The sequence below is a fragment of the Mesorhizobium australicum genome, assembly GCF_900177325.1.
Taxonomy (GTDB): Bacteria; Pseudomonadota; Alphaproteobacteria; order Rhizobiales; family Rhizobiaceae; genus Mesorhizobium_A; species Mesorhizobium_A australicum_A.
In genome coordinates this window covers 2,532,878-2,554,517 of sequence record NZ_FXBL01000004.1, presented here as the reverse complement: position 1 = coordinate 2,554,517, position 21,640 = coordinate 2,532,878, and the positions used below count along the sequence as shown (strand labels likewise).

21 protein-coding genes and 1 pseudogene are annotated in these 21,640 nt (G+C 64.2%); 12 read left to right on the top strand and 10 right to left on the bottom strand.

Annotated elements, in window-relative coordinates; all coding sequences use genetic code 11:
* Positions 1-458 precede the first annotated feature (458 nt).
* The 3 genes from ldtR to B9Z03_RS15005 form a co-directional block, all read right to left on the bottom strand.
* The gene (gene ldtR / locus B9Z03_RS15015) at positions 459-974 is read right to left on the bottom strand and encodes a transcriptional regulator LdtR (RefSeq protein WP_085464947.1); all 516 of its coding nucleotides are present in this window, start codon (positions 972-974) and stop codon (positions 459-461) included.
* A gap of 201 nt (positions 975-1,175) precedes the next feature.
* Positions 1,176-1,595: a DUF6163 family protein gene (locus tag B9Z03_RS15010; RefSeq protein WP_085464946.1), complete on the bottom strand. Its 420-nt coding sequence runs from the start codon at positions 1,593-1,595 to the stop codon at positions 1,176-1,178.
* A 99-nt stretch (positions 1,596-1,694) separates the two neighbouring features.
* Positions 1,695-2,738, bottom strand: a complete 1,044-nt coding sequence (locus tag B9Z03_RS15005) for an enoyl-CoA hydratase/isomerase family protein (protein WP_085464945.1) — start codon at positions 2,736-2,738, stop codon at positions 1,695-1,697.
* 78 nt (positions 2,739-2,816) lie between these two features.
* Between B9Z03_RS15005 and B9Z03_RS15000 the strand changes: the two genes are divergently transcribed.
* Together B9Z03_RS15000 and hemB are read left to right on the top strand one after the other, a co-directional pair.
* Positions 2,817-3,695, top strand: coding sequence for a DUF2066 domain-containing protein (locus tag B9Z03_RS15000; RefSeq protein ID WP_176247529.1), 879 nt, complete (start codon positions 2,817-2,819; stop codon positions 3,693-3,695).
* Positions 3,696-3,756: 61 nt separating this feature from the next.
* On the top strand, positions 3,757-4,788 hold the full coding sequence (hemB, locus tag B9Z03_RS14995; protein WP_085464944.1) for a porphobilinogen synthase: 1,032 nt from the start codon (positions 3,757-3,759) through the stop codon (positions 4,786-4,788).
* A gap of 3 nt (positions 4,789-4,791) precedes the next feature.
* Here the strand turns inward: hemB and B9Z03_RS14990 are convergent, their stop codons facing one another.
* Positions 4,792-5,445, bottom strand: coding sequence for a glutathione S-transferase (locus B9Z03_RS14990; protein WP_085464943.1), 654 nt, complete (start codon positions 5,443-5,445; stop codon positions 4,792-4,794).
* 105 nt (positions 5,446-5,550) lie between these two features.
* Here B9Z03_RS14990 and B9Z03_RS14985 point away from each other — a divergent pair, with 105 nt between their 5' ends.
* Complete coding sequence (locus B9Z03_RS14985; protein ID WP_085464942.1) at positions 5,551-6,765, top strand: polyhydroxyalkanoate depolymerase; 1,215 nt, start codon at positions 5,551-5,553, stop codon at positions 6,763-6,765.
* A 3-nt stretch (positions 6,766-6,768) separates the two neighbouring features.
* Entirely contained in the window at positions 6,769-7,122 is a 354-nt protein-coding gene (locus B9Z03_RS14980) for a DUF423 domain-containing protein (protein WP_085464941.1), read from the top strand.
* 3 nt (positions 7,123-7,125) lie between these two features.
* Here B9Z03_RS14980 and B9Z03_RS14975 read toward each other — a convergent pair whose 3' ends face one another.
* Both B9Z03_RS14975 and sthA read right to left on the bottom strand, forming a co-directional pair.
* A complete protein-coding gene (locus tag B9Z03_RS14975; protein ID WP_085464940.1) occupies positions 7,126-7,506 on the bottom strand; it encodes a VOC family protein in 381 nt (126 codons plus the stop codon).
* Between the two features lie 81 nt (positions 7,507-7,587).
* Positions 7,588-8,979, bottom strand: coding sequence for a Si-specific NAD(P)(+) transhydrogenase (gene sthA / locus B9Z03_RS14970; RefSeq protein WP_085467674.1), 1,392 nt, complete (start codon positions 8,977-8,979; stop codon positions 7,588-7,590).
* Between the two features lie 156 nt (positions 8,980-9,135).
* Here sthA and B9Z03_RS14965 point away from each other — a divergent pair, with 156 nt between their 5' ends.
* The 5 genes from B9Z03_RS14965 (at position 9,136) to B9Z03_RS14945 (ending at position 14,675) form a co-directional block, all read left to right on the top strand.
* Positions 9,136-9,606 (top strand): RDD family protein, encoded by a 471-nt coding sequence (locus B9Z03_RS14965; RefSeq protein WP_085464939.1) that lies wholly within the window; start codon positions 9,136-9,138, stop codon positions 9,604-9,606.
* A 104-nt stretch (positions 9,607-9,710) separates the two neighbouring features.
* On the top strand, positions 9,711-11,756 hold the full coding sequence (locus B9Z03_RS14960) for a zinc dependent phospholipase C family protein (RefSeq protein WP_085464938.1): 2,046 nt from the start codon (positions 9,711-9,713) through the stop codon (positions 11,754-11,756).
* Positions 11,753-12,877 carry a hypothetical protein gene (locus B9Z03_RS14955; RefSeq protein ID WP_085464937.1) on the top strand — a complete coding sequence of 375 codons (1,125 nt, stop codon included), beginning with the start codon at positions 11,753-11,755 and terminating at the stop codon, positions 12,875-12,877. The genes B9Z03_RS14960 and B9Z03_RS14955 overlap by 4 nt, the downstream gene beginning before the upstream one ends.
* 115 nt (positions 12,878-12,992) lie before the next feature.
* Positions 12,993-13,751, top strand: coding sequence for an arginyltransferase (locus tag B9Z03_RS14950; protein WP_085467673.1), 759 nt, complete (start codon positions 12,993-12,995; stop codon positions 13,749-13,751).
* Between the two features lie 30 nt (positions 13,752-13,781).
* Positions 13,782-14,675, top strand: coding sequence for a DMT family transporter (locus tag B9Z03_RS14945; protein ID WP_085464936.1), 894 nt, complete (start codon positions 13,782-13,784; stop codon positions 14,673-14,675).
* A 47-nt stretch (positions 14,676-14,722) separates the two neighbouring features.
* Here the strand turns inward: B9Z03_RS14945 and B9Z03_RS30645 are convergent.
* Positions 14,723-14,863: pseudogene (locus tag B9Z03_RS30645) on the bottom strand (RES domain-containing protein); the annotation flags it as partial.
* An 85-nt stretch (positions 14,864-14,948) separates the two neighbouring features.
* Here B9Z03_RS30645 and B9Z03_RS14940 point away from each other — a divergent pair.
* Complete coding sequence (locus tag B9Z03_RS14940) at positions 14,949-15,437, top strand: Rid family hydrolase (protein ID WP_176247528.1); 489 nt, start codon at positions 14,949-14,951, stop codon at positions 15,435-15,437.
* Here the strand turns inward: B9Z03_RS14940 and parC are convergent.
* Complete coding sequence (gene parC, locus B9Z03_RS14935) at positions 15,434-17,713, bottom strand: DNA topoisomerase IV subunit A (RefSeq protein WP_085464934.1); 2,280 nt, start codon at positions 17,711-17,713, stop codon at positions 15,434-15,436. The two genes, B9Z03_RS14940 and parC, sit on opposite strands and share 4 nt — an antisense overlap.
* 197 nt (positions 17,714-17,910) lie before the next feature.
* Here parC and B9Z03_RS14930 point away from each other — a divergent pair, with 197 nt between their 5' ends.
* Positions 17,911-19,110, top strand: coding sequence for an AsmA family protein (locus B9Z03_RS14930; RefSeq protein ID WP_085464933.1), 1,200 nt, complete (start codon positions 17,911-17,913; stop codon positions 19,108-19,110).
* 176 nt (positions 19,111-19,286) lie between these two features.
* On the opposite strand, the gene B9Z03_RS14925 is transcribed toward B9Z03_RS14930, so the two are convergent.
* Complete coding sequence (locus B9Z03_RS14925; protein ID WP_085464932.1) at positions 19,287-19,715, bottom strand: organic hydroperoxide resistance protein; 429 nt, start codon at positions 19,713-19,715, stop codon at positions 19,287-19,289.
* A 100-nt stretch (positions 19,716-19,815) separates the two neighbouring features.
* Here B9Z03_RS14925 and B9Z03_RS14920 point away from each other — a divergent pair, with 100 nt between their 5' ends.
* Positions 19,816-20,262 carry a MarR family winged helix-turn-helix transcriptional regulator gene (locus tag B9Z03_RS14920; RefSeq protein WP_210191373.1) on the top strand — a complete coding sequence of 149 codons (447 nt, stop codon included), beginning with the start codon at positions 19,816-19,818 and terminating at the stop codon, positions 20,260-20,262.
* A gap of 12 nt (positions 20,263-20,274) precedes the next feature.
* Here B9Z03_RS14920 and B9Z03_RS14915 read toward each other — a convergent pair whose 3' ends face one another.
* Positions 20,275-21,555 (bottom strand): MgtC/SapB family protein, encoded by a 1,281-nt coding sequence (locus B9Z03_RS14915; protein WP_085464931.1) that lies wholly within the window; start codon positions 21,553-21,555, stop codon positions 20,275-20,277.
* Between the last annotated feature and the right edge of the window lie 85 nt (positions 21,556-21,640).

The window sequence follows — 21,640 nt, the reverse complement described above, 5'->3', positions numbered from 1 at the left end:
GACGGAGCCTCAAGAACCAACGCGCGACATAGGCCGCACACAGGTTCTCGGCACGTTCAGTGAACGGGCCTTCAGCGATGCCGATGCGTGACGCATCCTCCCAAGGACTGGCTTGAGCCAATCTTTCGGGAAGCATCCGACCGCCACGGGATCAAGTCAACGATTTCGCGGATGCGATAGAAACTTTCACAGCTGTGAACTTTTTGGCAATGGCCGGAGACGCGGCGGGATACCCGAGCGTCAGCCGCAGAACGGTAGCCGAAGATGCCAGCCGGATGCGCCCTCAGAGCCAGGGCGGGCGATATGTCTCGTTAATGTCTGAAGCTCACGCCGTCGGTGCGCTCGCAATCAAACGAGCGGCACCGTGGGTAAGCAAGAGGCAGCGCGGCGGCCTGTGTCCGGTGCGCGGCTGCCTTCGAGAGAAGACTATCGAAGGCCGATTTCCGCGTTGTGTCCGATCACATCCGATAGGCGATCGTGTCGTTCCAGAAGCGGTCGAGGCGCTGGAGGGCACGGTTCATCTGCTTGAACTCTTCCGAGTTGATGCCGCCGACCTGCTCGATCGATCCGACGTGGCGCTCGTAGAGCTTGCCGACGACGTCGGCCACGGCCGTCCCCTTCGGGGTCAAGCTGACGCGGACCGAGCGGCGGTCGATGCGCGAACGCTGATGGTTGATGAAGCCGAGATCAACCAGCTTCTTCAGGTTGTACGACACGTTCGAGCCGAGATAATAGCCGCGCGAGCGCAGCTCGCCAGCGGTCAGCTCGGCATTGCCGATGTTGAACAGCAGCAGCGCCTGGATCGCGTTGATGTCGGAACGGCCGTTGCGGTCGAATTCATCCTTGATCACGTCGAGAAGACGGCGGTGCAGCCGCTCAACGAGCTGGAGGGATTCCATGTAGAGGGTGCGGATGGCGTCCTTCCGGTCGTCCTGAACCGGGGCGGCCTTCTGCGTGGGTCGCGCGTTGATCATGGTCTTGCCTCTCGTTTGTCGCCCGGTGACTTTTTGTTTTCTCACCTTGGCCCAACCGTAGCATTGACCCATAAAATTCGACTTAAACGCCAGCCTTAACCGCTGCTTACCAGCCGCGAATCCGAACGAAGCCTAATTTGTGGTAAATGAATTGGTTAAGATGCCCGATTATGAAAAATTTAATCGTTGCGGCAGGCAGTCTCAGGTCGCGGGCCGGCGCTGCCGGAAATGCAGGATCACCCGAAACCCGAGATAGATGCACGCGACCAAGAGATGGGACGCGACGACGGAGTATTTGGCGCCGAAGAGTTCGGGAAAGCCGGCATACATCACGATCTCGGTCCCGGCGCACAGAACCCAGATGACGGGCCCCCACGATGTGATCATCCACAGGCCGATGCCGGCGAAGGGATAAAGCGCCGCGAGCGCGGTTGCAGCGATCTGCCAATGCACCGGCATGAGATCGAACCGCCACAGAGCCCCGTCATAGAAGCCGATCAACCGCACCCAGTAGAGCGTACCGAACATGATGCAGTATGCGGCGATGATGCGATGGAACCACCAGAACGCCTGCTGAACCGCGGTCGGCCGCAGCACTGCGGGACTTTCGCGATAGGCCATCAGAACAATCCCGGCAAACGTGCACAGCGATCCTGAGGCCGGAATTGCGTCGAAACAAAGAGAGAGTGCATCGCGGACGACTCCGTTCCCGGAGACGTTCTAGATAACCAGCTCGCCTCCGGGAAGAGGGGCAAAGTAGGCGTCGATCGCCTCGAGGTCTATCTCCGCCAGCGTCGCCGGCTTCCAATTCGGCGTGTCGCCCTTGTCGATGATCGCGGCGCGAATGCCCTCGTAGAAGTCGTGACCGACGAGCATGCGGTTCAGGATGCGGTACTCCATCTTCATGCATTCTTCCATGCTCAGCGCCGCGCCATCGGTGATCTGGCGGAAGGCGACATGGAGGCTCGTCGGCGAGCGCTTGGAGAGGGTGTCCAGCGTCGCTGCCGCGAACTCGTCCCGGCTGGCAGCCTGGGTGAGGCTCTCGATCACGTCGTTCAGCGTGCCAAGGGAGAAATGAAGCCCGACGGAAACTGCGTCGCCCTCGTCCAGCTTGCGCTCGGGCTTGATGCACAGGTCCCTCAGGACGCGGTTGGGATCGCCGGTCTCGACGATCCCTGCCTCGACTGCGGTGATATCCGCCGAGGCGACGGCGTGGGTGGCGAGGCCGGCATGGAGCGCATCGCCCGCGCCGATGCGCGCACCGGTCAGTCCGAGATAGAGGCCGTAGCCGCCTTTGATGCGCGACAGGAGATAACTCCCGCCGACATCCGGAAAGAAGCCGATGCCGACCTCGGGCATGGCGAACTGCGCCTTCTCCCCCAGCACGCGATGCGAGCCGTGGAAGGACACGCCGACACCGCCGCCCATGACGATGCCGTCGATCAGCGCGACATAGGGCTTGCGGAAATTGTGGATCGCCGCGTTGAGCCGGTATTCATCGGCGAAGAACTGCACCGCAGGCTTGCCGGCCTTGCCGGCCTGATAGATGTCCATGATGTCGCCGCCAGCCGAGAAGGCCCTGCCCTCCGCCTTGACGACCACCGCGTCGACGCTCGGATCGGCATCCCATTCCGGCAGCTTGGCAGCCAGCGCGAGCACCATGCCATGCGTGACCGCGTTCAGCGCCTTGGGCCGGTTGAGCGTGACGATCGCGGCGCGGCCGCGCCGCTCGAAGCGGATTTCATCCTCGGAAGCTGCGTCCATCCTGCTCTCTCCCTTGCAATGCCGCCGGCCCGCCCCCGCTCTAGTCCAACGCGCGGGTCACCATTACAGGCAGCTTCAATGCGTGCGCATCTCGGTCTAGGATCGTCAGCCAAAGCGCGTCAATGGCGCGCGAAGAGCATCGGCTTTGCAGAAGGCGTTCCAGTGATCCGCAGACTGCTTCTCGCATCGATCCTCGCCGGCGCCGCATCGGGTGCGGCCGCGGCCGAGGAGCTCAACCTTTACAGTTCCACGGTCGTCGTCACCGGCACGAGCGAGGAGAACCGGCTCATCGGCTTGCGCGAGTGCGTGCCGAAAATGCTGGTGCGCGTGTCCGGCGACCAGCGGCTGCTGCACAATGCGGCAATGGACGCGGTCATCGAACAGGCTCGGAGCCACGTGTCGTCCTTCCGCTACCGGGACCGACTAGAAGGCGTGCCGATCCACGACGAACAGGGCAGCTACGCCCGTCCGCATGACCTGACGTGTCTCTTCGATCCGGTGCATGTCGACGATCTTCTGGCTCAGCTCGGTTCCAATCCCTGGCCGCTGCCGCGGCCGCGCATCGCCGCCTTCGTGCATGTGGCACGCGGCGACGACGCCTTCGTCCTGTCGTCCGACGGTCCTGAAACACCCTATATGCGCGAGTCGCTCGAACTGGCGGCGAGCCCCCTGGCGCTCGATGTCTCACTGCCCCGCGCAACGGCCCGGCCCGAAATCGGCGGCGAGCTACCCTCACCCGAGCAGCTGGAGGCGCTGCGGGAGGCTGCCGCCGGGGACGTGCCGCTGGCGATCACGCTGCGATGGAGCGACGAGTCGCTGGGCTGGATCGCCAATTTCCGGATGCTCAACGAAAAGGGCGTGCAAGACTGGTCCGCCACCGGGGTGAGTTTCGATGAGGCGTTCCGCGTAGCGCTGCGGGGTGCGGCGCAGATACTGTCCGGCCACGGTGCGCCATGATGCCGGTTTGATGCCGACGCACGGCGCATGCTAGAGACGCGACACCAGAAAGGGGCGCGCGATGAACACGCACACCAGGACACTCTCCCCCGGTCACCGCAGCGTGGACGAGATCACCGGCTCGCGCCGCATGCGGCGGATGCGCAAGGCCGACTGGTCGCGCCGGCTGGTGCAGGAGAATCGCCTGACGGTCGACGACCTGATCTGGCCGATCTTCGTCATCGAAGGCACCAACCGCCGCGAGGAGATCGCGGCGATGCCCGGCGTCTACCGCATGTCCCTCGACCTCGCGGTGAAGGAAGCAGAGGGCGCTGCGAGGCTCGGCATCCCGGCCATTGCCACGTTCCCCAATGTCGAAATGTCGCTGCGCGATCAGACCGGTTCGCATATCCTCGACCCCGACAACATCATCAACAAGGCGTCCCGTGCCATCAAGGCGGCGGTGCCGGAAATCGGCATCATCACCGACGCGGCACTCGACCCATTCACCAGCCACGGCCATGACGGCATCCTGCGCGACGGCATCATCGTGAACGACGAGACGGTGGCGCAGGTCGCGGCGGCCGCCGTCGGCCAGGCCGCTGCTGGCGCCGACATCATCGCACCTTCCGACATGATGGACGGCCGCATCGGCGCGATCCGCCAGGCACTGGACGCCAACGGCTTCCAGGATGTCGCGATCATGTCCTACGCGACCAAATTCGCGTCCGCCTTCTACGGTCCCTATCGCGAGGCTGTCGGCACAGCCGGCCTGCTCAAGGGCGACAAGAAAACCTACTATATCGACCACGCCAATTCGGACGAGGCCGTCCGCGAGGCCGAGCAGGACCTCGCCGAAGGCGCGGACATGCTGATGGTCAAACCCGGCCTGCCCTATCTCGATATTATCCGCCGGCTGAAGGACGAGTTCCGTGTGCCGACCTTCGCCTACCAGGTGTCCGGCGAATACGCGATGATCCGGGCCGCGGCCGCCAATGGCTGGATCGACGGGGAGCGGGCGATGCTGGAATCGCTTCTGGCCTTCAAGCGCGCCGGCTGCGACGGCATCCTCACCTATTTCGCACCGCAGGTGGCGGCGCTGCTCAGGGGCTGAAGCTCAGAACTCGACCTCGAGCTCGATGATCTCGTCGGGCTCGGCGAGCGCACCCTCGGTCCATTCCTTCATCAGCGCCCAGGCGAACACCGTTTCGCAATAATTCTGCAGCGCCGGCTCCAGTTCGACCGCATAGGTGCGGAAGCGTGTGCAGACCGGTGCATACATCGCGTCCGCCACGGTGGGCTTTTCGCCGAACAGGAACGGTCCGCCATAAGTGTCGAGGCATTCCGTCCAGATCGCGCGGATCCGCTCGACGTCCGGCCTGGCGCCGGAAAAAATCTTGAATTTCTCGTGCCGCGCCTTGAGGTTCATCGGCAAGGCCGAGCGCAGGTTGTAGAAGCCCGAGTGCATCTCGCCCGACACCGAGCGACAATGCGCGCGCGCTACCTTGTCCTTGGGAAGGAGCCCGGCCTTCGGCTTCGTCTCGTTCAGGTATTCCGCGATCGCCAGCGTGTCCCAGACGGTCACCTCGCCGTCGGTCAGTCGCGGTACCAGCACAGAGGGGCTCAGCAGCAGCAGTTCCTGGCGCTGGTCGTCGTTGATCTCGACCAGCTTCTCCTCGAAATCGATCCCGGACATCTTGCACAGCAGCCAGCCGCGCAGCGACCAGGACGAATAGTTCTTCGAGGAAATCGTCAGTGTCGCCCGCGTCATGCCACCCGTCTTCCGCATCCGTCCATCCCGCAACAATCCTCTCGCAACGCAGCACAAATTGCACTAGCTTTTTTGCGCTGCGGTATCGGCGGGAGAAACAAGGCCTTGCTCTATCATGCCTACCAGTTCCAAGATGACCTGATCGCGCCTTTCCGGACGTGGGCGCGGATGATGCGCCGGTCGGCGCTGCCGAGCTTCTGGGCGGCAGGCGAAAGCTTCAAGTCGCGCTTCCTCGCCGGCCTGGAGATGGTGTCTCGCTTCGAGCTGTCGCATTCGCGGCCGGATTTTGGCATCGCCACGGTGCGCGTCGGCAATCGCGACGTGCCGGTCACGGAAGAAGTCGCGCTCGATCTTCCCTTTGGCAAGCTCCTTCACTTCGCCAAGGACATCGACACGGCGCAGCCGCGCGTGCTGGTCGTCGCGCCGCTCTCAGGCCACTTCCCCACCCTTCTACGCAATACGGTCGAGACGCTGTTGCGCGACCACGACGTCTATATCACCGACTGGGCCAATGCCCGTGACGTGCCGCTCTCGGACGGCAAGTTCGGTGTCGATGACTACATCGACTACCTGATCCGTTTCCTCGATGCGATCGGACCCGGCGGCCATGTGCTCGCCGTCTGCCAGCCCTGCGTCCAGACGCTCGCCGCCGTCTCGATCATGTCGGAGGACAAGCATCCGGCGACCCCGCGGTCCATGACGCTGATGGCCGGGCCGATCGATCCGCGCGAGAGCCCGACTGAGGTCAACGAGTTCGCGGTGGCGAAGTCACTCGCCTGGTTTCAGCATTCTGTGATTTCCACTGTGCCGTGGCGGCACAAGGGCGGCGGGCGACGGGTTTACCCAGGCTTCCTCCAACTCACCGCCTTCATGGCGATGAATATGGACCGCCACCGTGCGGCACACCGCAAACTTTACGACCACCTCGCCGCCGGCGAGATCGCCGAGGCCGAGAAGATCAAGACCTTCTACGACGAGTATTTCGCCGTGCTCGACCTGACGGAGGAGTTCTACATCGAAACGATCGACCGCGTGTTCCACAAGGCCGAGCTCGCCACGGGCGAGTTCACCTGGCGCGGGCGCAAGGTGGATCCGGCTGCCATCCGCAACACAGCGCTGCTGACCGTCGAAGGCGGGCGCGACGACATCTGCGCGCTCGGCCAGACGACGGCGGCGCACGATCTCTGCCGGTCGCTGCGGCCGCACTTGAAGCGCCATCACCTGCAGGCCAATGTCGGCCATTACGGCGTCTTCTCCGGCAAGCGCTGGGAGCGGGAGATATACCCGGTCGTGCGCAACATGATCCTGGCGATGGAGTAGCTTTTGAATCCCTTTCTTCTCGTCGGCGGCCTGGTTGGCGCCGCCGGCGTCGCGCTCTCGGCCGCGGCGGCGCATGCCGGTGGCGGCAATGTCGGGACCGCCGCGAACTTTCTGCTCTTCCACGCACCGTTGCTGGTGGCAGTCGGTCTGCCCGGGCTCACTGCCGGCAAGATGCTGCGCGTTGCCGCGCTCATTGTGCTGATCGGACTGCTCGTCTTTACCGGCGACCTTCTGGCCCGGGACTATCTCGGCGATCGCCTGTTCCCGATGGCCGCACCCACCGGTGGCACGCTGATGATTGCCGGCTGGCTGGCCGTCGCGCTCGCAGGCATTTTCCGCACCGGTGCTGACCGCTGAGAGCTACATGTTGTTCAGGTGAAGGATGTTGCCGTCCGGATCCTTGAACCAAACCATTCGCATGTCGCCTGCGACATGCACGTCGCCATCCAGAACCACGCCCGGCATATCCTCATAGTGCTCGAACGCGACACCTTCGCGCCGCAAGTCGGAAGTGATGTCGTCGATCTCGTCGCCGACGTCCCACACGACTGCGTTGGCGCGGTTCGACCCGGCCATCTCCGAGGCGTAGACGACCAGAGACGTTCCGCCCGTCCGGAAGACGACGACGCCGTCCATATCCTCCTGATCGACCTCGAGCCCCAGCACATCGCGGTAGAACTTCTTCGCGCGGTCGATGTCGTGCACTGCGACGATCGCGCTGGATGATTTGTCCTTCAGCATAACCGTATCCTCCGATGAATTGTTCATCGGGGACAACGCGGATAGTCAGCTGCGGTTCACTCCACGGCCGCCGACCGGACTTCAGCCCCGTCCCATCCGGTTCCAGGCGTCGAGGCCGGCGATCTTGTAGGCCTCGGCCAGCGTCGGGTAGTTGAAGGTGTTCTCGACGAAGAAGTCGACCGTGCCCTTGAGGTTGATCACCGCCTGACCGATGTGGATCAGTTCCGTCGCGCCCTCGCCGACGATGTGGGCACCGAGCAGGCGGCGGTTCTCGATCGAGAAGATCAGCTTCAGGAAGCCTGAATTGACGCCCATGATATGGCCACGCGAGGTCTCGCGGAAGCGCGCGACGCCGCATTCGTAGGCAATGCCCGAGGCGCGCACCTCCTCCTCCGACAGGCCGACCGTCGAGATTTCGGGGACAGCGTAGATGCCGTAGGGAAACGCCTCGGGCGCGGGCGGCAGCGGCAGGCCGAAGGCATGGCAGGCCGCGACGCGCCCCTGCTCCATCGAGGTGGAGGCCAGGCTTGGAAAGCCGATCACGTCGCCGGCGGCGTAAATGTGCGGTATCGCGGTCTGCAGCGTATGTGCGTCGACCTTCAGCCGGCCGCGATTGTCCGGTTCGATACCGATCGTCTCCAGGCCGAGGCTCGCGACGTTGCCGGTTCGTCCGGCGGCATAGAGCAGTATCTCGGACCGCACCATGCGCCCGTCCGCGAGCGTCACCTCGGCACAGTCGGGCTTGGACACGATATCCTTCACCGCGCTCCCCAGCCGCACCGTCATGCCGCGGTCGCGCATCTGGTGGATGAAGTCGTCGACGATCTCGCGGTCGACGAAGTCGAGGATCGAATTGCGCGGCTCGACCAGCGTCACCGGCACGTCGAGCGCGGAGAAGATGGTCGCATATTCGACGCCGATCACCCCTCCCCCGATCACGGTCAGGCTGCGCGGCAGGCGTTCGAGCTCAAGGATTTCGTCTGAGTCGAATATCCGCTTGCGGTCGAAGGGCACGCTCTCGGGCCGATACGGCTTTGTCCCTACGGCGATCAGCGCATAGTCGAAGCCCACTTCGCTGCGCTCTTCCTTGTCGGTCGTCAGTTCGATGCGGCGCGGGTCGAGAAAGCGAGCGGTGGCGGCCAGGCTGCGCACCATGTTGCGCATGAACTGGTGCTGCAGCACCTCGACCTCGTGGTCCAGCGTCTTGTGCAGCCGGTCGACGATATCGTGCACCGAGATGTCCTGCTTCACGCGGTAGCCACGGCCGTAGAAGCCGCGCTCCCGGAAGCCGGAAAGGTTCATCACCGTCTCGCGGATGGTCTTGGAGGGAATCGTGCCGGTGTGCACCGACACGCCGCCGAGCCGCCTTCCCTTGTCCACCACAAGTACGGACTTGCCGAGCTTGGCCGCCTGTACGGCCGCGCGGCGCCCCGACGGGCCGCTGCCGATGACCAGCATGTCGAATTGATCCATCGCCATCCCCGGAGCGAGAGTCGATTGCTGCAGCGCACAAGTTAGACAGGTTCGCCGAACCGACTCAAGCAGCTTCGCATGCAAACCTTGAATCCTGCGTGACATTTCCCACCTGACACTCACGTGGCGACCATGCCGCGCGAGAGAAGGACCACGATGAGCACCCGCATTCTCGACGGCGAGATTATCGGCAGCAGGCTGGACGATGTCCGCGCCTATGACGGCGTGCGCACCAAGCGCGTGCTGGCCTTCGTCATCGACTATGTCCTGATCGGACTTCTGATGATTCCGGTGGCGCTCGTGGTCGCCCTCTTCGGCGTCCTTACCCTCGGCCTCGGCTGGATGCTCTTCGGCATCCTCGGGCCGCTGGTTGCGCTCGGCTACGTGGCAATGACGCTCGGCGGGCGTAACCAGGCGACCGTGGGCATGCGGATGATGGGCGTCCATCTCGAACGACTGGACGGCCGCCCGATCGACGGCCTGCTTGCCATCGTCCACACTGTTCTGTTCTGGGCTGGCAACGCGATCCTTTCGCCGCTGATCCTGCTGGCGACGCTCTTCCTCGACCGCAAGCGCACGGTGCACGACCTGCTGCTCGGGACCGTTGTGGTTCGCGACGACGCCTGACCCGCCGCAGTGTTAACTGCGTCACGTTCCTAACAGGCCTTCCACGTTACCTTCCCTTGGGGCGGTGATACCGGCGCCGGATGCGGCGCCCGAGGAGGTCAGTCATGCCGGGAACGGCGATGCACCACATGATCGCCGAGCGCCTCAAGGCTCTCGTCGATCAAAAGCGCGGTCTCGGGGAACTCTCCGACGAAGACTACGAGAAGCTCCAGACGCTGCTCGCCAACCCGCTCAACCAGGCTTACCTTTTCCTGGGCGCGCAGGGGCCGGATTTCTTCTTCTTCAACACGCGCGACTGGCCGCCGACGCTGGATTTCATCGTCAACAAGGTCCTGGCCCTTTCCGACTTCATCGACGGCGTGAAGGAAGACCTGCTCGGCCTCGTGCCCGACCCGATCATCGAGGTGATCGACGCGCTCGGTGACGCAAAGGACCAGGTGATCCAGTCGTCCGCCACCCTCTCCTGGCTCGAGGGCACGATCGGCGAGATGAAGCAGATCCTGGAAGGGCTGAAGGCCTCGCTGCAGGAAGCGGCGAAGACCTACATCACCGACCTCATCAACCCATTCAACCAGTTGAGCCACCCCTACCGAGACGGCGTCCGGACAAAGAACATTCTCACCGGCGAGTGGGGCGACTTCGACGGGGAGGAATGGTGGTATTTCGACGCGCTGCACTACCGCAAGACAGGGCAATATGCGCAGGCCTTGCTCAATTCGAGCGCGCTCGATTCGCCGCTGCATCTCTATGCGATCGGACACCTCACCCATGTCGCCGCCGACACGGTTGGTCATGCCTATGTCAATCTGAACAGCGGCGGCCCCTACCGCTCGCACGGCCAGCGCCACCGCGTCGCGGAGAATTTCCAGGACGTCTTCAACTACCACCTCTACACCAACTCGGCTCTGAAGGATCTCGGCCGTTCCCAGATCCACGCGCTCTACAACTTCAAGTATGCCGGGATCATCACGCCGGTCGGCGACGAGAACCCGCTGCCGCCGCCCGACGGCGTGATCCCGGATGAGCTCGCCGAATTCATCGCCAACACGATCAACTCGACCCATGCGGTCGACGAAAGCGCGCCCGGCGGGCCGGATTTCGGCGGCGCGCTCACCGCCGACGACGTGAAGGTCTCGTTCCGCCTCTGGTACAAGTTCTGGAGAATGACGACAGAAAGCGGCACCATCCCCGCGCCGAAACCTTACTCGTTCTCCGGCGAAGTCGCCGATGTCTACGAGCAGGCGATGGAGAACGCCGAGGGCATCGCCGACTACCTGTCCGATGCGGCGGACGCGGCCGGCTCGGGCGGGATCCTGGGCATCCTTGCCTTCCTCGCTGCATTGCTGATCGCAGCCGTGGCCGCGGCTCTCACTCTGATCGACTTCGTTCTGGGCATGCTCACCGTCATCACCGGGGCGGGCATCAAATACCTGATCAGCCTCGTCTACGAGCAGGTCTACGCCGCCTACCAGTATTTCCGCCTCGGCGTGGCGCTGAACGGTCTGGCCCTGCCGCTGACCGAGAGCATCAACGAGCCGGTGTTCAACCAGTTCAAGGATCCGTCGATTCAGGATTCGACCTTCCGCAGCGCCGCGACGCTCAAGGCCGATATGCCGCTGCTGCGCTGGCACGAGAGCGCCACCTTTGCGACGCCTGAGATCCACCTCACCTACCCGCTCAAGCTGCAGTCGGCCGACGGCGCTGCCAAGCATGGCGAGCGCAACCCTGCGCCCGTCGCGCCCGACAGTTACCTCGGCAAGCACAGCGACTGGTACGCCTGGGGGCCACTGCAGACGGACTCGAACGTTGTCGACAACCTGCTGGAGGCCTACCAGAACGATCCCGCGCAGCATGAGGAGATCATGCAGAAGCTGATCTCGGGCGGTGTGCACGAGAAGAACGACGCGCCGCTCGGCAACGCGCTCACGCTGACCGAGGACCTCTATTCCCGCTGGCTGCGCGGCGGCCGGATACCGGACTTCAACCTCGATTCGGACCGCGGCTACGGCTACCTCGCCTGGAAGCAGCCCTGGGACGAGGACAACACGCCGGATCGCATCGTCGTGCAGCCCAAGGACGACGGGGACGTCGCCAACGCGCACGACCAAATCGTGAGACTTCAGATCGTCGGGAAAGGCGGAACGACATGAACAGCCAGATCATCGACGCCGAGAAGGCGATACGCGAGATCGACGCGCGTGGCAGGGAACTGCGCGAGCAGACCCGCAAGGTGTATGAAGAGGCCTTCAAGGGAGGCAAGGAGGAAGGAAAGCCGCCTCCGGACTTCGAGCCGAGTTCCTTCCTGCTCATCAAGTCCTATGGCGGCGACATCGGCGCAAGGCCGATGCCTGCGAACATCCCGTTCTGGATCTCGCCGGCGATCAAGGTGCGTCCCGTCGGCGGCGGGGACCCGAACACGATCAGCGCCGGCAGCCCTTACGAGATCGAATGCGAAATCCACAATCGCGGCGACCTGCCAGTCCCGTCGGCGAACGTCGAATATTTCCTCACCGATCCGACGATCGGCTTCGACACCCGCTACGCCACGCCGCTCGGCATCTCGTCCACCTGGGTCTCGGGGCTGGGCGTGGCGCGCACGCGGATTCCCTTCCTGCCTTCCTCCAGTCAGGCCGGACACAAATGCCTGATCGTGCGGGCCTTCTCCTTTCTGCCTTATGACATTCCCGTCGACGACACCAATCTCAGTCCCGTTGTCGACCGGCATGTCGCGCAGCTCAACATCAACATCGTCGCTCAGGCAGCCCCCTTCTCCTTCAACATCGTGCGGCAGCCCAATTTCGAGGGACGGCTGAGCTTCCGCGCCGCGACGCTGCGCGAGATCACCACGGCCGGACTGCCGCTGCTCGCCGAGAACGAGTTCATCGACGGCGAGAAGTTTGCCGCGACGCTCGGCAGGACGGCGGAGTTCGAGCGCATAGGCGGGGAGAGCGACCTCGTCCTCAAGCCTGGCGACGGGAGCGTGTCGCTGTTCGGTTCGGGCAAGGGTCCCGACCTCGGCCAGCAGAAGGAAATGACCGGCCGGCTTGCCGACGCGCTGAACCTGATCGCCGCCGGCAAGGCACATCGCCGCCAGTTCCGCGAGCTGTTCCGGGAACGGCGCCGGATGGGCGCCTTCGCCACCCGCGACACGCTGGTCTTCAAGACCGCCGAATTCGGCCTGAAGCCGGGCATGATGACGGCGGCGCACCTGTCGCTCACCTCGGCGCTTGGCGAGACCGTGGGCGGCGTGACGCTGGTGCTAAGAGGCTGAGGCGATCGAACGAATGAGATGCGCGCTGCCCTGATAGCTGGGCGGCGCGTTTTTCTGTTGCGTTCGGGGCGTTTGTCGCACAACTCTGTGTGCAAATGCTTTGCTTCCGATCGCCATGACGCAGCATCAGACACAGTCGCCGCAGTTCTTCCTCACCGCGCCGTCGCCCTGCCCCTATCTCGACGGACAGTACGAGCGGAAGGTATTCACGCATCTCGTCGGCGACAGGGCTCCGGAGATGAACGACCTGCTCACCCAGGGCGGCTTCCGCCGGTCGCAGAACATCGCCTACCGGCCGGCCTGTGAAAGCTGCCGCGCCTGCGTGTCGGTGCGCATCCTCGCCAACGAGTTCAAGCTTACCCGCAACATGCGCAAGGTGATTCAGCGCAACTCCGACCTGATCGGCGCCATGCACGACGCAGAGCCGTCCACCGAGCAGTATTCCCTGTTCCGCACCTATCTGGACTCACGGCACCGCCGCGGCGGCATGTCCGACATGACCGTGCTCGACTATGCGATGATGGTCGAGGACACGCATGTCGACACCAAGATCATCGAATACCGCAAGCGTGGCCCGGATTCCTTCATTACCGGAAAGGGCCACGGCGAGCTGATCGCCGTTGCGCTGACCGACAAGATGGCCGACGGCGTTTCGATGGTCTACTCCTACTACAATCCCGAGCTCGTCGACCGGTCGCTCGGCACCTTCATGATCCTCGACCATATCGCCCGCACCCGCGCCATGGGCCTGCCCCATGTCTATCTCGGCTACTGGGTCAACGGCTCGCGCAAGATGGACTATAAGGTCCGCTTCACGCCGCAGGAGCATCTGGGTCCCAAGGGCTGGGAACGCTACGTCGCCCCTTCCGACTGAGGCCTCTCCGGCCACCGACCGGAGCCTCCAGTGACCATCCATTCCGAGCAAGCAAAAGGCATCGCGCTCGCCGCCGTCGGCGGGCTGGCCCTCACCTCCGACATCCCGCTCATCCGATTGTCAGAAGGCGAGGCGTGGTCGGTCTTGGGCGTGCGTAGCGCAGTCACGTTTCTTTCAGCAATCACGATCTGGCTCATGTGGCGCGCCTTCACGCCCAAGGTACCCTCGCTCGTTCCGGGCCTGTCCGGCCTGGCGGTCGCCACGCTCTACGGCCTCGGTTCGATCACCTTCATCGCCTCCGTCTATTCCACCTCGACCGCGAATGTCGTCTTCATACTCGCCTTCAATCCGATGTTCTCAGCGCTTCTCGCCTGGGTGTTCCTCGGGGAGCGGATGCGCCCCGCCACCATGCTCGCCATGGCGGCGATGATCGTCGGCGTCGTCATCATCGTCTGGGATTCGATCGGCACCGGCAATCTGTTCGGCGACTTCATGGCGCTGTCCTCGGCCTTCTTCATCGCCTCGGCGATCACCGTCACGCGGGCAAGTGAACGCGAGATGGGATTCACGCCGCTGGTTGGCGTGTTGTTCCCGGCGATCATCGCTTTCGCTTTTGTCGCCGAAGGGGGCTACCGGATCGATGCGCCGTGGTGGATCATCCTCAACGGCGCCATCCTGATGCCGCTCGCCTTCTTTTGCCTCGGTACCGCGCCGCGCTACATTCCCGGCGGTGAGGCCGCTATGTTCTACCTGCTGGAGACCGTGCTGGCGCCCGTCTGGGTCTGGCTGATCTTCTCGGAACGGCCGACGACAAACAGCCTTATCGGCGGCGCGATTCTTGTCATCGCTCTGGTGCTACACTCGCTCTGGCAACTTCTTGACGGGCGGCGGCGGAGAGGCCTGCCAGAGCAGCTTCCGCTCTAGAAGCTGTCAGGCCCAGACGCGCCGCCGTCTCGCATCGATCAGCCGTCGGCATACCACGGACCGAGATCGGGACCGTTGAGGCGCGAGCCGGTGGGAGAGACATGCAGAAACGTCGCGAGTACGATGCTGGCGTTGGGCCGGCCGTGCTCCCAATCGGTTTTCGGCAGTCGATAGCGATGTTCCGAAATGCAAACGGATGGGGCAGAGATGTCTCTTGAGAATCGTCGCCGCAGCCCGCCAGCGACGATGCATGAAACGCTGCCGGAGGTCCGCATGCGCCGCACCATTATTCCCGAAGGTCTGAAGGGCGTCTACGAACAGTGGCGCTACGCGCCGGCCGTGGCCGCCAACGGTTTCATTCATGTCTGCGGCATCGTCGGCGTCAGTCCCGGCGGCGAAACCCCGTCATGGCTGGGAACCGAGTCATCACAGGCCTTTGCGGGAGCTTCCTCCACCACCGCGGCAGGCGACGCGGGCCTCGCGGCATTGGAAGCCGTGCGCGACCCGCAGGCCCAATTTGCCGTGGCTTTCGAGACGCTGCGCGACATTCTGCGCGAAGGCGGTGCGGACCTCGGCGACATCGTCGAGATCACCTCCTACCATGTCGGCATCTCGGCCCACATGGAAGCCTTCATGAAAGTCTGGGCCCGCTACCTGAAGGAGCCGTACCCGGCATGGACAGCGGTCGGGGTGGCTGAACTTATCGTCCCCGGCGGGCTGGTGGAGTTGAGGGCGGTGGCAGTGGATCCAACCGGGGGCTAGCCGAACTTCCCCGTCTTTGGAAATCCCTTCGGCACCATGCGCCCCGCGCTCGCGCGGTCGCCGATCCACTCGGTCAGTTCGTCCTTCGTCCGGCTGAACGTGCGGTCGGCAGAGTCCTGCCAGGAAAGCCCCGCGGCGAGCGCGAAGGTCTTCACGTCGGACACGCCGCCATCCTTGTAGCGCTGCAGGCGCACGCCCTTGCCGCGTGCCATTTCCGGCACCTGATCGAGCGGGAAGACCAGCATCTTGCGATTCTCGCCGATGATCGCAACGTGGTCGCCGTCGACGAAGACAAGGCGCGCGGCCTCGTCAGGCGTCTTGACGTTCATCACCTGCTTGCCCTTGCGGGTGTTGGCGATGACCTCGGCCTCGGGCACAACGAAGCCGTAGCCCTCATGGCTCGCCACCAGGAGCCTGCGCTGCGGGTCGTGAACGAAGGCGGTAACGATATCCTGGTCGTTCTCCATGTCGACGATGATGCGCACAGGCTCACCGTGCCCACGGCCGCCCGGCAGCCGGTCGGCGCCGATGGTGTAGAACTTGCCACCCGTGGTGAAGAGGATGACCTTGTCGGTCGTCTGCGCATGGAAAGCGAGCTTGAGCTTGTCGCCTTCCTTGAAGGTGAGCGTCGAAAAGTCGGCGAGATGACCCTTCATCGCGCGCAGCCAGCCCTTCTCCGAGACGACCACCGTCACCGGCTCCTTCTCGATCATCGCCTGATGGATGTCGGCAACGTCGTGGTCGGGCGCGTCGGCAAAGGTTGTGCGGCGCGGCCCAAGCTCCGGGTTCTTCTCGGGAGAATATCGGTCGCGCGTCTGCTCGACCTGCCAGCGGACCGCCTTCCACTGCTTCGCCTCGGAGGCGAGCAGTTGCTCGATCTGCTCCTTCTCTGCGGTCAGCCCGTCGAACTCCTTGCGGATCTCGAACTCTTCCAGCTTGCGCAGGGCACGCAGGCGCAGGTTGAGGATAGCCTCGGCCTGGGCGTCGGTGAGGCTCCACCGCGCCATCATCACGGCCTTCGGCTCATCCTCCTCGCGGATGATGCGGATCACCTCGTCGATGTTCAGATAGGCGATGAGATAGCCGCCCAGAATCTCCAGCCGCCGCTCGATCTCGCCGAGGCGATATCTGGAGCGGCGCACCAGCACTTCCTTGCGGTGCTCCAGCCATTCCTGCAGCGCGCTCTTGAGCGACAGTACGTTCGGCACCTTGCCGCGCGTCAGCACGTTCATGTTGAGCGGGATGCGCACCTCGAGCTCGCTGAGCTTGAAGAGCGATTCCATCAAAAGCGCCGGATCGACTGTCCGGCTCTTCGGTACCAGCACGACGCGGACGTCCTCCGTGCTTTCGTCGCGCACGTCGTCCAGCAGCGGCAGCTTGCGGTTGATCAGCAGGTCGGCGATCTTCTCGATCAGCTTCGACTTCTGCACCTGATAGGGGATCTCGGTGACGACGATCACCCAGGTTCCCCTGCCCTGATCCTCCTGCGTCCAGCGCGCGCGGACGCGGAATCCACCGCGCCCGGTCTCATATGCGTCGAGGATCGAGGCGCGGTTGTCGACGATGACGCCGCCGGTCGGGAAATCCGGTCCCTGGATCAGCCCGTCCTCCGGGCTCTTCGACATCAGGTCGGCGACGGAGGTGCTCGGCTGCGAGATCAGCAGGAGCGCCGCGTTGCAGAGTTCGTAGGCGTTGTGCGGCGGGATCGAGGTGGCCATGCCGACAGCGATGCCGGACGAGCCGTTGGCAAGCAGGTTCGGGAACGCGCCCGGCAGGACGACCGGCTCCTCATTCTCCTCGTTGTAGGTCGGGCGGAAGTCGACCGCGTCCTCTGTGATACCTTCCAGCAGCTCGGTCGCTGCCTCGGTCATGCGCGCCTCGGTGTAACGCATGGCAGCGGCGCTATCGCCGTCGATATTGCCGAAGTTGCCCTGCCCGTCGACCAGCGGGTAACGGACAGCGAAATCCTGTGCGAGGCGCACCAGCGCGTCGTAGATCGACTGGTCGCCGTGCGGATGGAACTTGCCCATCACGTCGCCGACGATCGCGGCGGACTTCGAGAAGCGCTGGCCGGGCTCCAGCCGCAAGAGCCGCATTGCGTGCATGATCCGGCGATGCACCGGCTTCAGCCCGTCACGCACGTCCGGCAGGGCGCGATGCATGATCGTGGAGAGCGCATAAGCGAGATAGCGCTCTTCCAGCGCCTTCTTCAGGTCCACGCTCTCGATATTGTCGTCGCCGCCGTCTGATCCGGGCGGATTCACGCTTTTTCCCATGGTTTCGGACTAAGTGAGCCGTTGATTCGCTTCAAGACCCGCTCTCGACAAAGACGGGGCGGTGCGATTATGAGTTCCGCTTCGTCAGGGCCTGCTGCGGGAGCGGCGCGCCACAATTTCGACCCGCTCCGCCGCGACTGTCCCGCGTCCCTATCCGGCTCGACCATCCTGTCTGCGAGCCATCACGGAGGTTTTCCATGCTTGCCCGGTCGTTTGCCACGTTCCTTCTGGCTTCCTCGGTTTCCCTTACGGCACTTTCGGCCGCGCAGGCGGTTGAACCGCAGGATGTCGCCAACCGGTTCAAGGAACTGGTCGCCGGCCAGGGCGCGACGCTGTCGTGGTCGTCCGTCGAAGAGACGGGCGGTGCGATCGTGATGCGGGGTGCGACTGTGAAGGGCAACGCCGAGATCCCGCCGGCCAATCTGGGCGATATCACCTTCGAAGGCGTCGAGGAGGCCGACAATGGCGACTACGTCGTCGAAACATTGTCCATGCCGACCTATTCGACGGTCAGTGAAGGAGCCACCGTGACGCTCGACGGCCTGTCGATCTCGGGCGCGGTGCTGCCATCGCCCACCTCGACCGACATCGTCAGCCAGTCGGGCTTTTTCGATTCGCTCGATGTCGACTCGGTCAAGGTCGAAAAGGACGGCAAGCAGCTCTTCACCATGTCGGGTCTCAATTATTCGCTGGAGCGCGCCGACGACGGCAGGTCCTACGAGTTCACGGGTACGGCCGACGCGTTCAGCGCCGATTTGAGCGGCACTGGCGATCCGCAGACGCTGGCCATGCTCACAGCGCTCGGCCTCACCCAGCCCAAGGGCACGTTCGAGATGGCGGGATCCTGGACGCTCGACGACGGCAACATGTCGCTTGAACAGATGGACTTCACGGTCGACAACGCCGGCACGATCGGTTTCACGATCGATGTCTCCGGCTACACCGAGGAGTTCCTCAAGGCCGCCCGCGAGATGCAGAAGAACCTCGCCAACGCAACCGAGGAGCAGAAGGCCTCCGCCAGCATGGCGGCGATGGGCCTCATGCAGCAGCTCTCCTTCGGCGGCGCCTCGATCCGCTACGACGACAACACGCTCGCAGGTCGCGCGCTCGATCTCGCCGGCGGCATGCAGCAGATGAAAAGGACAGATCTCGCCAAGATGGCGGAGGCGATGATTCCGGCTGCTATCGGTCAGTATGTGAAGCCGGAGTTCGCCAAGCAGATAGCAGGCGAGGTGGCGAAGTTCATCCAGGATCCGAAAAGTATCGAGATCAGCGCCGACCCCGCCCAGCCGGTGCCGTTCATGTCGGTCGGCATGAGCGCGATGTCGGCGCCGCAGAACATTCCCGACGAGCTCGGCATCACCGTTACGGCCAACGAAGACGCCGAGGAAGAATAGACGTCAGTCCGCCTGCGCGGCGCAACCGCGAAGGCACCCTCATCCGGCCGCTTCGCGGCCACCATCTCCCCGAGGAGAGAAGACGAACGGCGGCCCCTCCCCACCTTGGGGAAGGGCGCCGGGCGGAGCGGGCGACGAGCAGCGGCCTATGCCGACTGCTCGTCCGCCTTCGCCCGTTACGCCACAGTGAACTCGACGTCGACATTGCCGCGCGTCGCGTTGGAATACGGGCAGACCTGGTGAGCCTTTGCGACCAGTTCGACCGCCTTGTCGTGCTCGAAGCCCGGCAATGTGACCGTCATGGCAACCGCTATGCCGTAGCCCGGACCCTCGGTCCGCTCGCCGATGCTCACAGATGCGTCGATGGTGGTATCGTCCGGGATCTTCACCTTCTCGCCACGCCCGACCGCCTTGAGGGCGCCGAGGAAGCAGGCGGAGTATCCGGCCGCGAAAAGCTGTTCGGGATTGGTGCCCGGACCATCATTGCCGCCCAGTGCCTTTGGCGTGTCGAGCGTGATGGAGAGGCGGCCGTCATCGGTCGCGCTGGTTCCGGTGCGTCCGCCGGTGGTGCTGGCATGGGCAGTGTAGAGGGCTTGCTTGATCATTGTCGTTCTCCTTGGTGACGTCACATCAATATCGCACAATTAAATTGTGCACAATCTATTTTTGCGCTATATGCTTCACGACGACGTGAGGGAGTTTTCCATGAGCACCGAACCGATCCGGCTCGATTCCATGCTGTGCTTCGCCATTTACGCGACCGGCCATGCCTTCACGCGCTTCTATAAGCCCCGGCTCGACGCGCTCAGCCTCACCTATCCGCAATATCTCGTGCTGATCGTGCTGTGGGAGGGCGACGACATCACCGTCAATACGCTTGGCAGCCGCCTCTTCCTCGACTCGGGTACGATCACGCCGCTGCTCAAGCGGCTCGAGGCGCGCGGGCTGGTGAAGCGCCGGCGCGACGAGGACGACGAGCGGCAGGTGCGCATCCTGCTGACCCCCGAAGGCCGCGCGCTGCGCGAGAAAGCGATGTCGATCCCGCTCAGCGTCGCGACGGGCACCGGCCTCACCCGTGAGACAGCGGACCGTCTGCGGGCCGAACTGCTCAACCTGCGCGACAGGCTGGATGCTTCGGCTGGCGACGCCTGATCCGGCTGCCTGTCAGGAAGAAAACGACAACAAGCCGTCGATTGGCGCGAGATAGACCGCGAAGCCGGCGGCCGCCGCAACGAGCGTCGCGACCAGATAGGGAAGCCAGAAGGAGACCGGTCCGGCGGCGACCGCGAGGCCCAGCCTGGCCATCGCATTGGCCGCGAGGGCGGCCAGCACCGCCTGGCCGATCGTCGCGGACGTGATCCCCTGGTCGAGAAGCCGCAGCGCGCTTAGCACCGACACGTCAACATCGAACGTTCCCGACAGCGCCGACGTCGCAACGAGGCTGCTGGAACCGAACTGTCCGACCACGGCCGCGCTCGCGGTCGAGACCACGGCGAACAGGAGCGCGAACAGCAGCAGCGCCGTCAGGTCGAACGGGTTCTTCGGTGTCTCGGCAGGTGCCGCATCGCCATTGCCGCGGAAGAGGAAGACCAAGCCGAAGGCTGCGAAGCAGGCAGCGGCGGCGACGGCCTCCGGCAGCATCGCGGCCAGCACGCGCGGCTCGACGATGGTCACGATGCCGCCCACCCGCAGGATCGAGATCATTGCCGCGAGGCAGGACGCGCCGACGAGGGGCCTGGCGCTTGCCGCGCTCCTCGCGGTCCGGGCCATCGCGACGGTTACGGCGGTCGAGGAGACTACGGCGCCGGCGAGCCCGCTCACCAACAGGCCGCGCGCCGATCCGAGCAGGCGCACGGCGACGTAGCCCATGAAGGAGATCGCCGCCGTCAGTACCGTGAAGAACCAGACTTCCCACGGATTGAACCCGCCCCAAGGATCGACAGCGCGGTCGGGCAGCACAGGCAGGATGACGGCGGTCATCACCGCGAGCACGATCGCCGAGCGCAGTTCCAGCCAGGTGAGCTTCTTCAACGCGCCATGCAGCGTCTCGCGGCTCGCCAGCAACCCGGCAAGAATCGCGCCGCCGGCCGCCGCAACGCGATAGTCGCCAACGACTGCGAGCGCACCGAGCACAAAGACAAGAAGTGCCGCGACGACGCCGGTGACGCTGAAATTGTGATCGTGCTGACCTTCCTTGTATTTGAACCAGCCGAAGATCGCGCCGAAGCCGATGAATCCTGCAACGAGGATCGATGGTGCGGAGAGTGCAGAGGCGAGCGCAGCCATGGCCCCACCCAGCAGACCACTCGCCCCATAGGTGCGAATACCGGCCGTGCGGCTACCGGCGGGCTCCTCGCGCTCACGCCAGCCGCGCTCCAGCCCGACGAGCAGGCCGATGGCAAGCGCAAGCGCCAGCCTCGCGATCGTCGTATCGGCACTGAACATTGCAAGCACGGTCGGGCCTCCCCTGCCCCGATTACGCCCTTCACTGCGCTCGCGCCAGCGCCATACCTTGGCGCGGCCGGCTGCC

Coding starts and splice junctions, on each gene's coding strand:
- ldtR (WP_085464947.1), bottom strand. CDS start 974: ATGATCAACGCGCGACCCACGCAGAAGGCCGCCCCGGTTCAGGACGAC.
- B9Z03_RS15010 (WP_085464946.1), bottom strand. CDS start 1,595: ATGGCCTATCGCGAAAGTCCCGCAGTGCTGCGGCCGACCGCGGTTCAG.
- B9Z03_RS15005 (WP_085464945.1), bottom strand. CDS start 2,738: ATGGACGCAGCTTCCGAGGATGAAATCCGCTTCGAGCGGCGCGGCCGC.
- B9Z03_RS15000 (WP_176247529.1), top strand. CDS start 2,817: ATGCGTGCGCATCTCGGTCTAGGATCGTCAGCCAAAGCGCGTCAATGG.
- hemB (WP_085464944.1), top strand. CDS start 3,757: ATGAACACGCACACCAGGACACTCTCCCCCGGTCACCGCAGCGTGGAC.
- B9Z03_RS14990 (WP_085464943.1), bottom strand. CDS start 5,445: ATGACGCGGGCGACACTGACGATTTCCTCGAAGAACTATTCGTCCTGG.
- B9Z03_RS14975 (WP_085464940.1), bottom strand. CDS start 7,506: ATGCTGAAGGACAAATCATCCAGCGCGATCGTCGCAGTGCACGACATC.
- sthA (WP_085467674.1), bottom strand. CDS start 8,979: ATGGATCAATTCGACATGCTGGTCATCGGCAGCGGCCCGTCGGGGCGC.
- B9Z03_RS14965 (WP_085464939.1), top strand. CDS start 9,136: ATGAGCACCCGCATTCTCGACGGCGAGATTATCGGCAGCAGGCTGGAC.
- B9Z03_RS14960 (WP_085464938.1), top strand. CDS start 9,711: ATGCCGGGAACGGCGATGCACCACATGATCGCCGAGCGCCTCAAGGCT.
- B9Z03_RS14955 (WP_085464937.1), top strand. CDS start 11,753: ATGAACAGCCAGATCATCGACGCCGAGAAGGCGATACGCGAGATCGAC.
- B9Z03_RS14950 (WP_085467673.1), top strand. CDS start 12,993: ATGACGCAGCATCAGACACAGTCGCCGCAGTTCTTCCTCACCGCGCCG.
- B9Z03_RS14940 (WP_176247528.1), top strand. CDS start 14,949: ATGCGCCGCACCATTATTCCCGAAGGTCTGAAGGGCGTCTACGAACAG.
- parC (WP_085464934.1), bottom strand. CDS start 17,713: ATGGGAAAAAGCGTGAATCCGCCCGGATCAGACGGCGGCGACGACAAT.
- B9Z03_RS14930 (WP_085464933.1), top strand. CDS start 17,911: ATGCTTGCCCGGTCGTTTGCCACGTTCCTTCTGGCTTCCTCGGTTTCC.
- B9Z03_RS14925 (WP_085464932.1), bottom strand. CDS start 19,715: ATGATCAAGCAAGCCCTCTACACTGCCCATGCCAGCACCACCGGCGGA.
- B9Z03_RS14920 (WP_210191373.1), top strand. CDS start 19,816: ATGAGCACCGAACCGATCCGGCTCGATTCCATGCTGTGCTTCGCCATT.
- B9Z03_RS14915 (WP_085464931.1), bottom strand. CDS start 21,555: ATGTTCAGTGCCGATACGACGATCGCGAGGCTGGCGCTTGCGCTTGCC.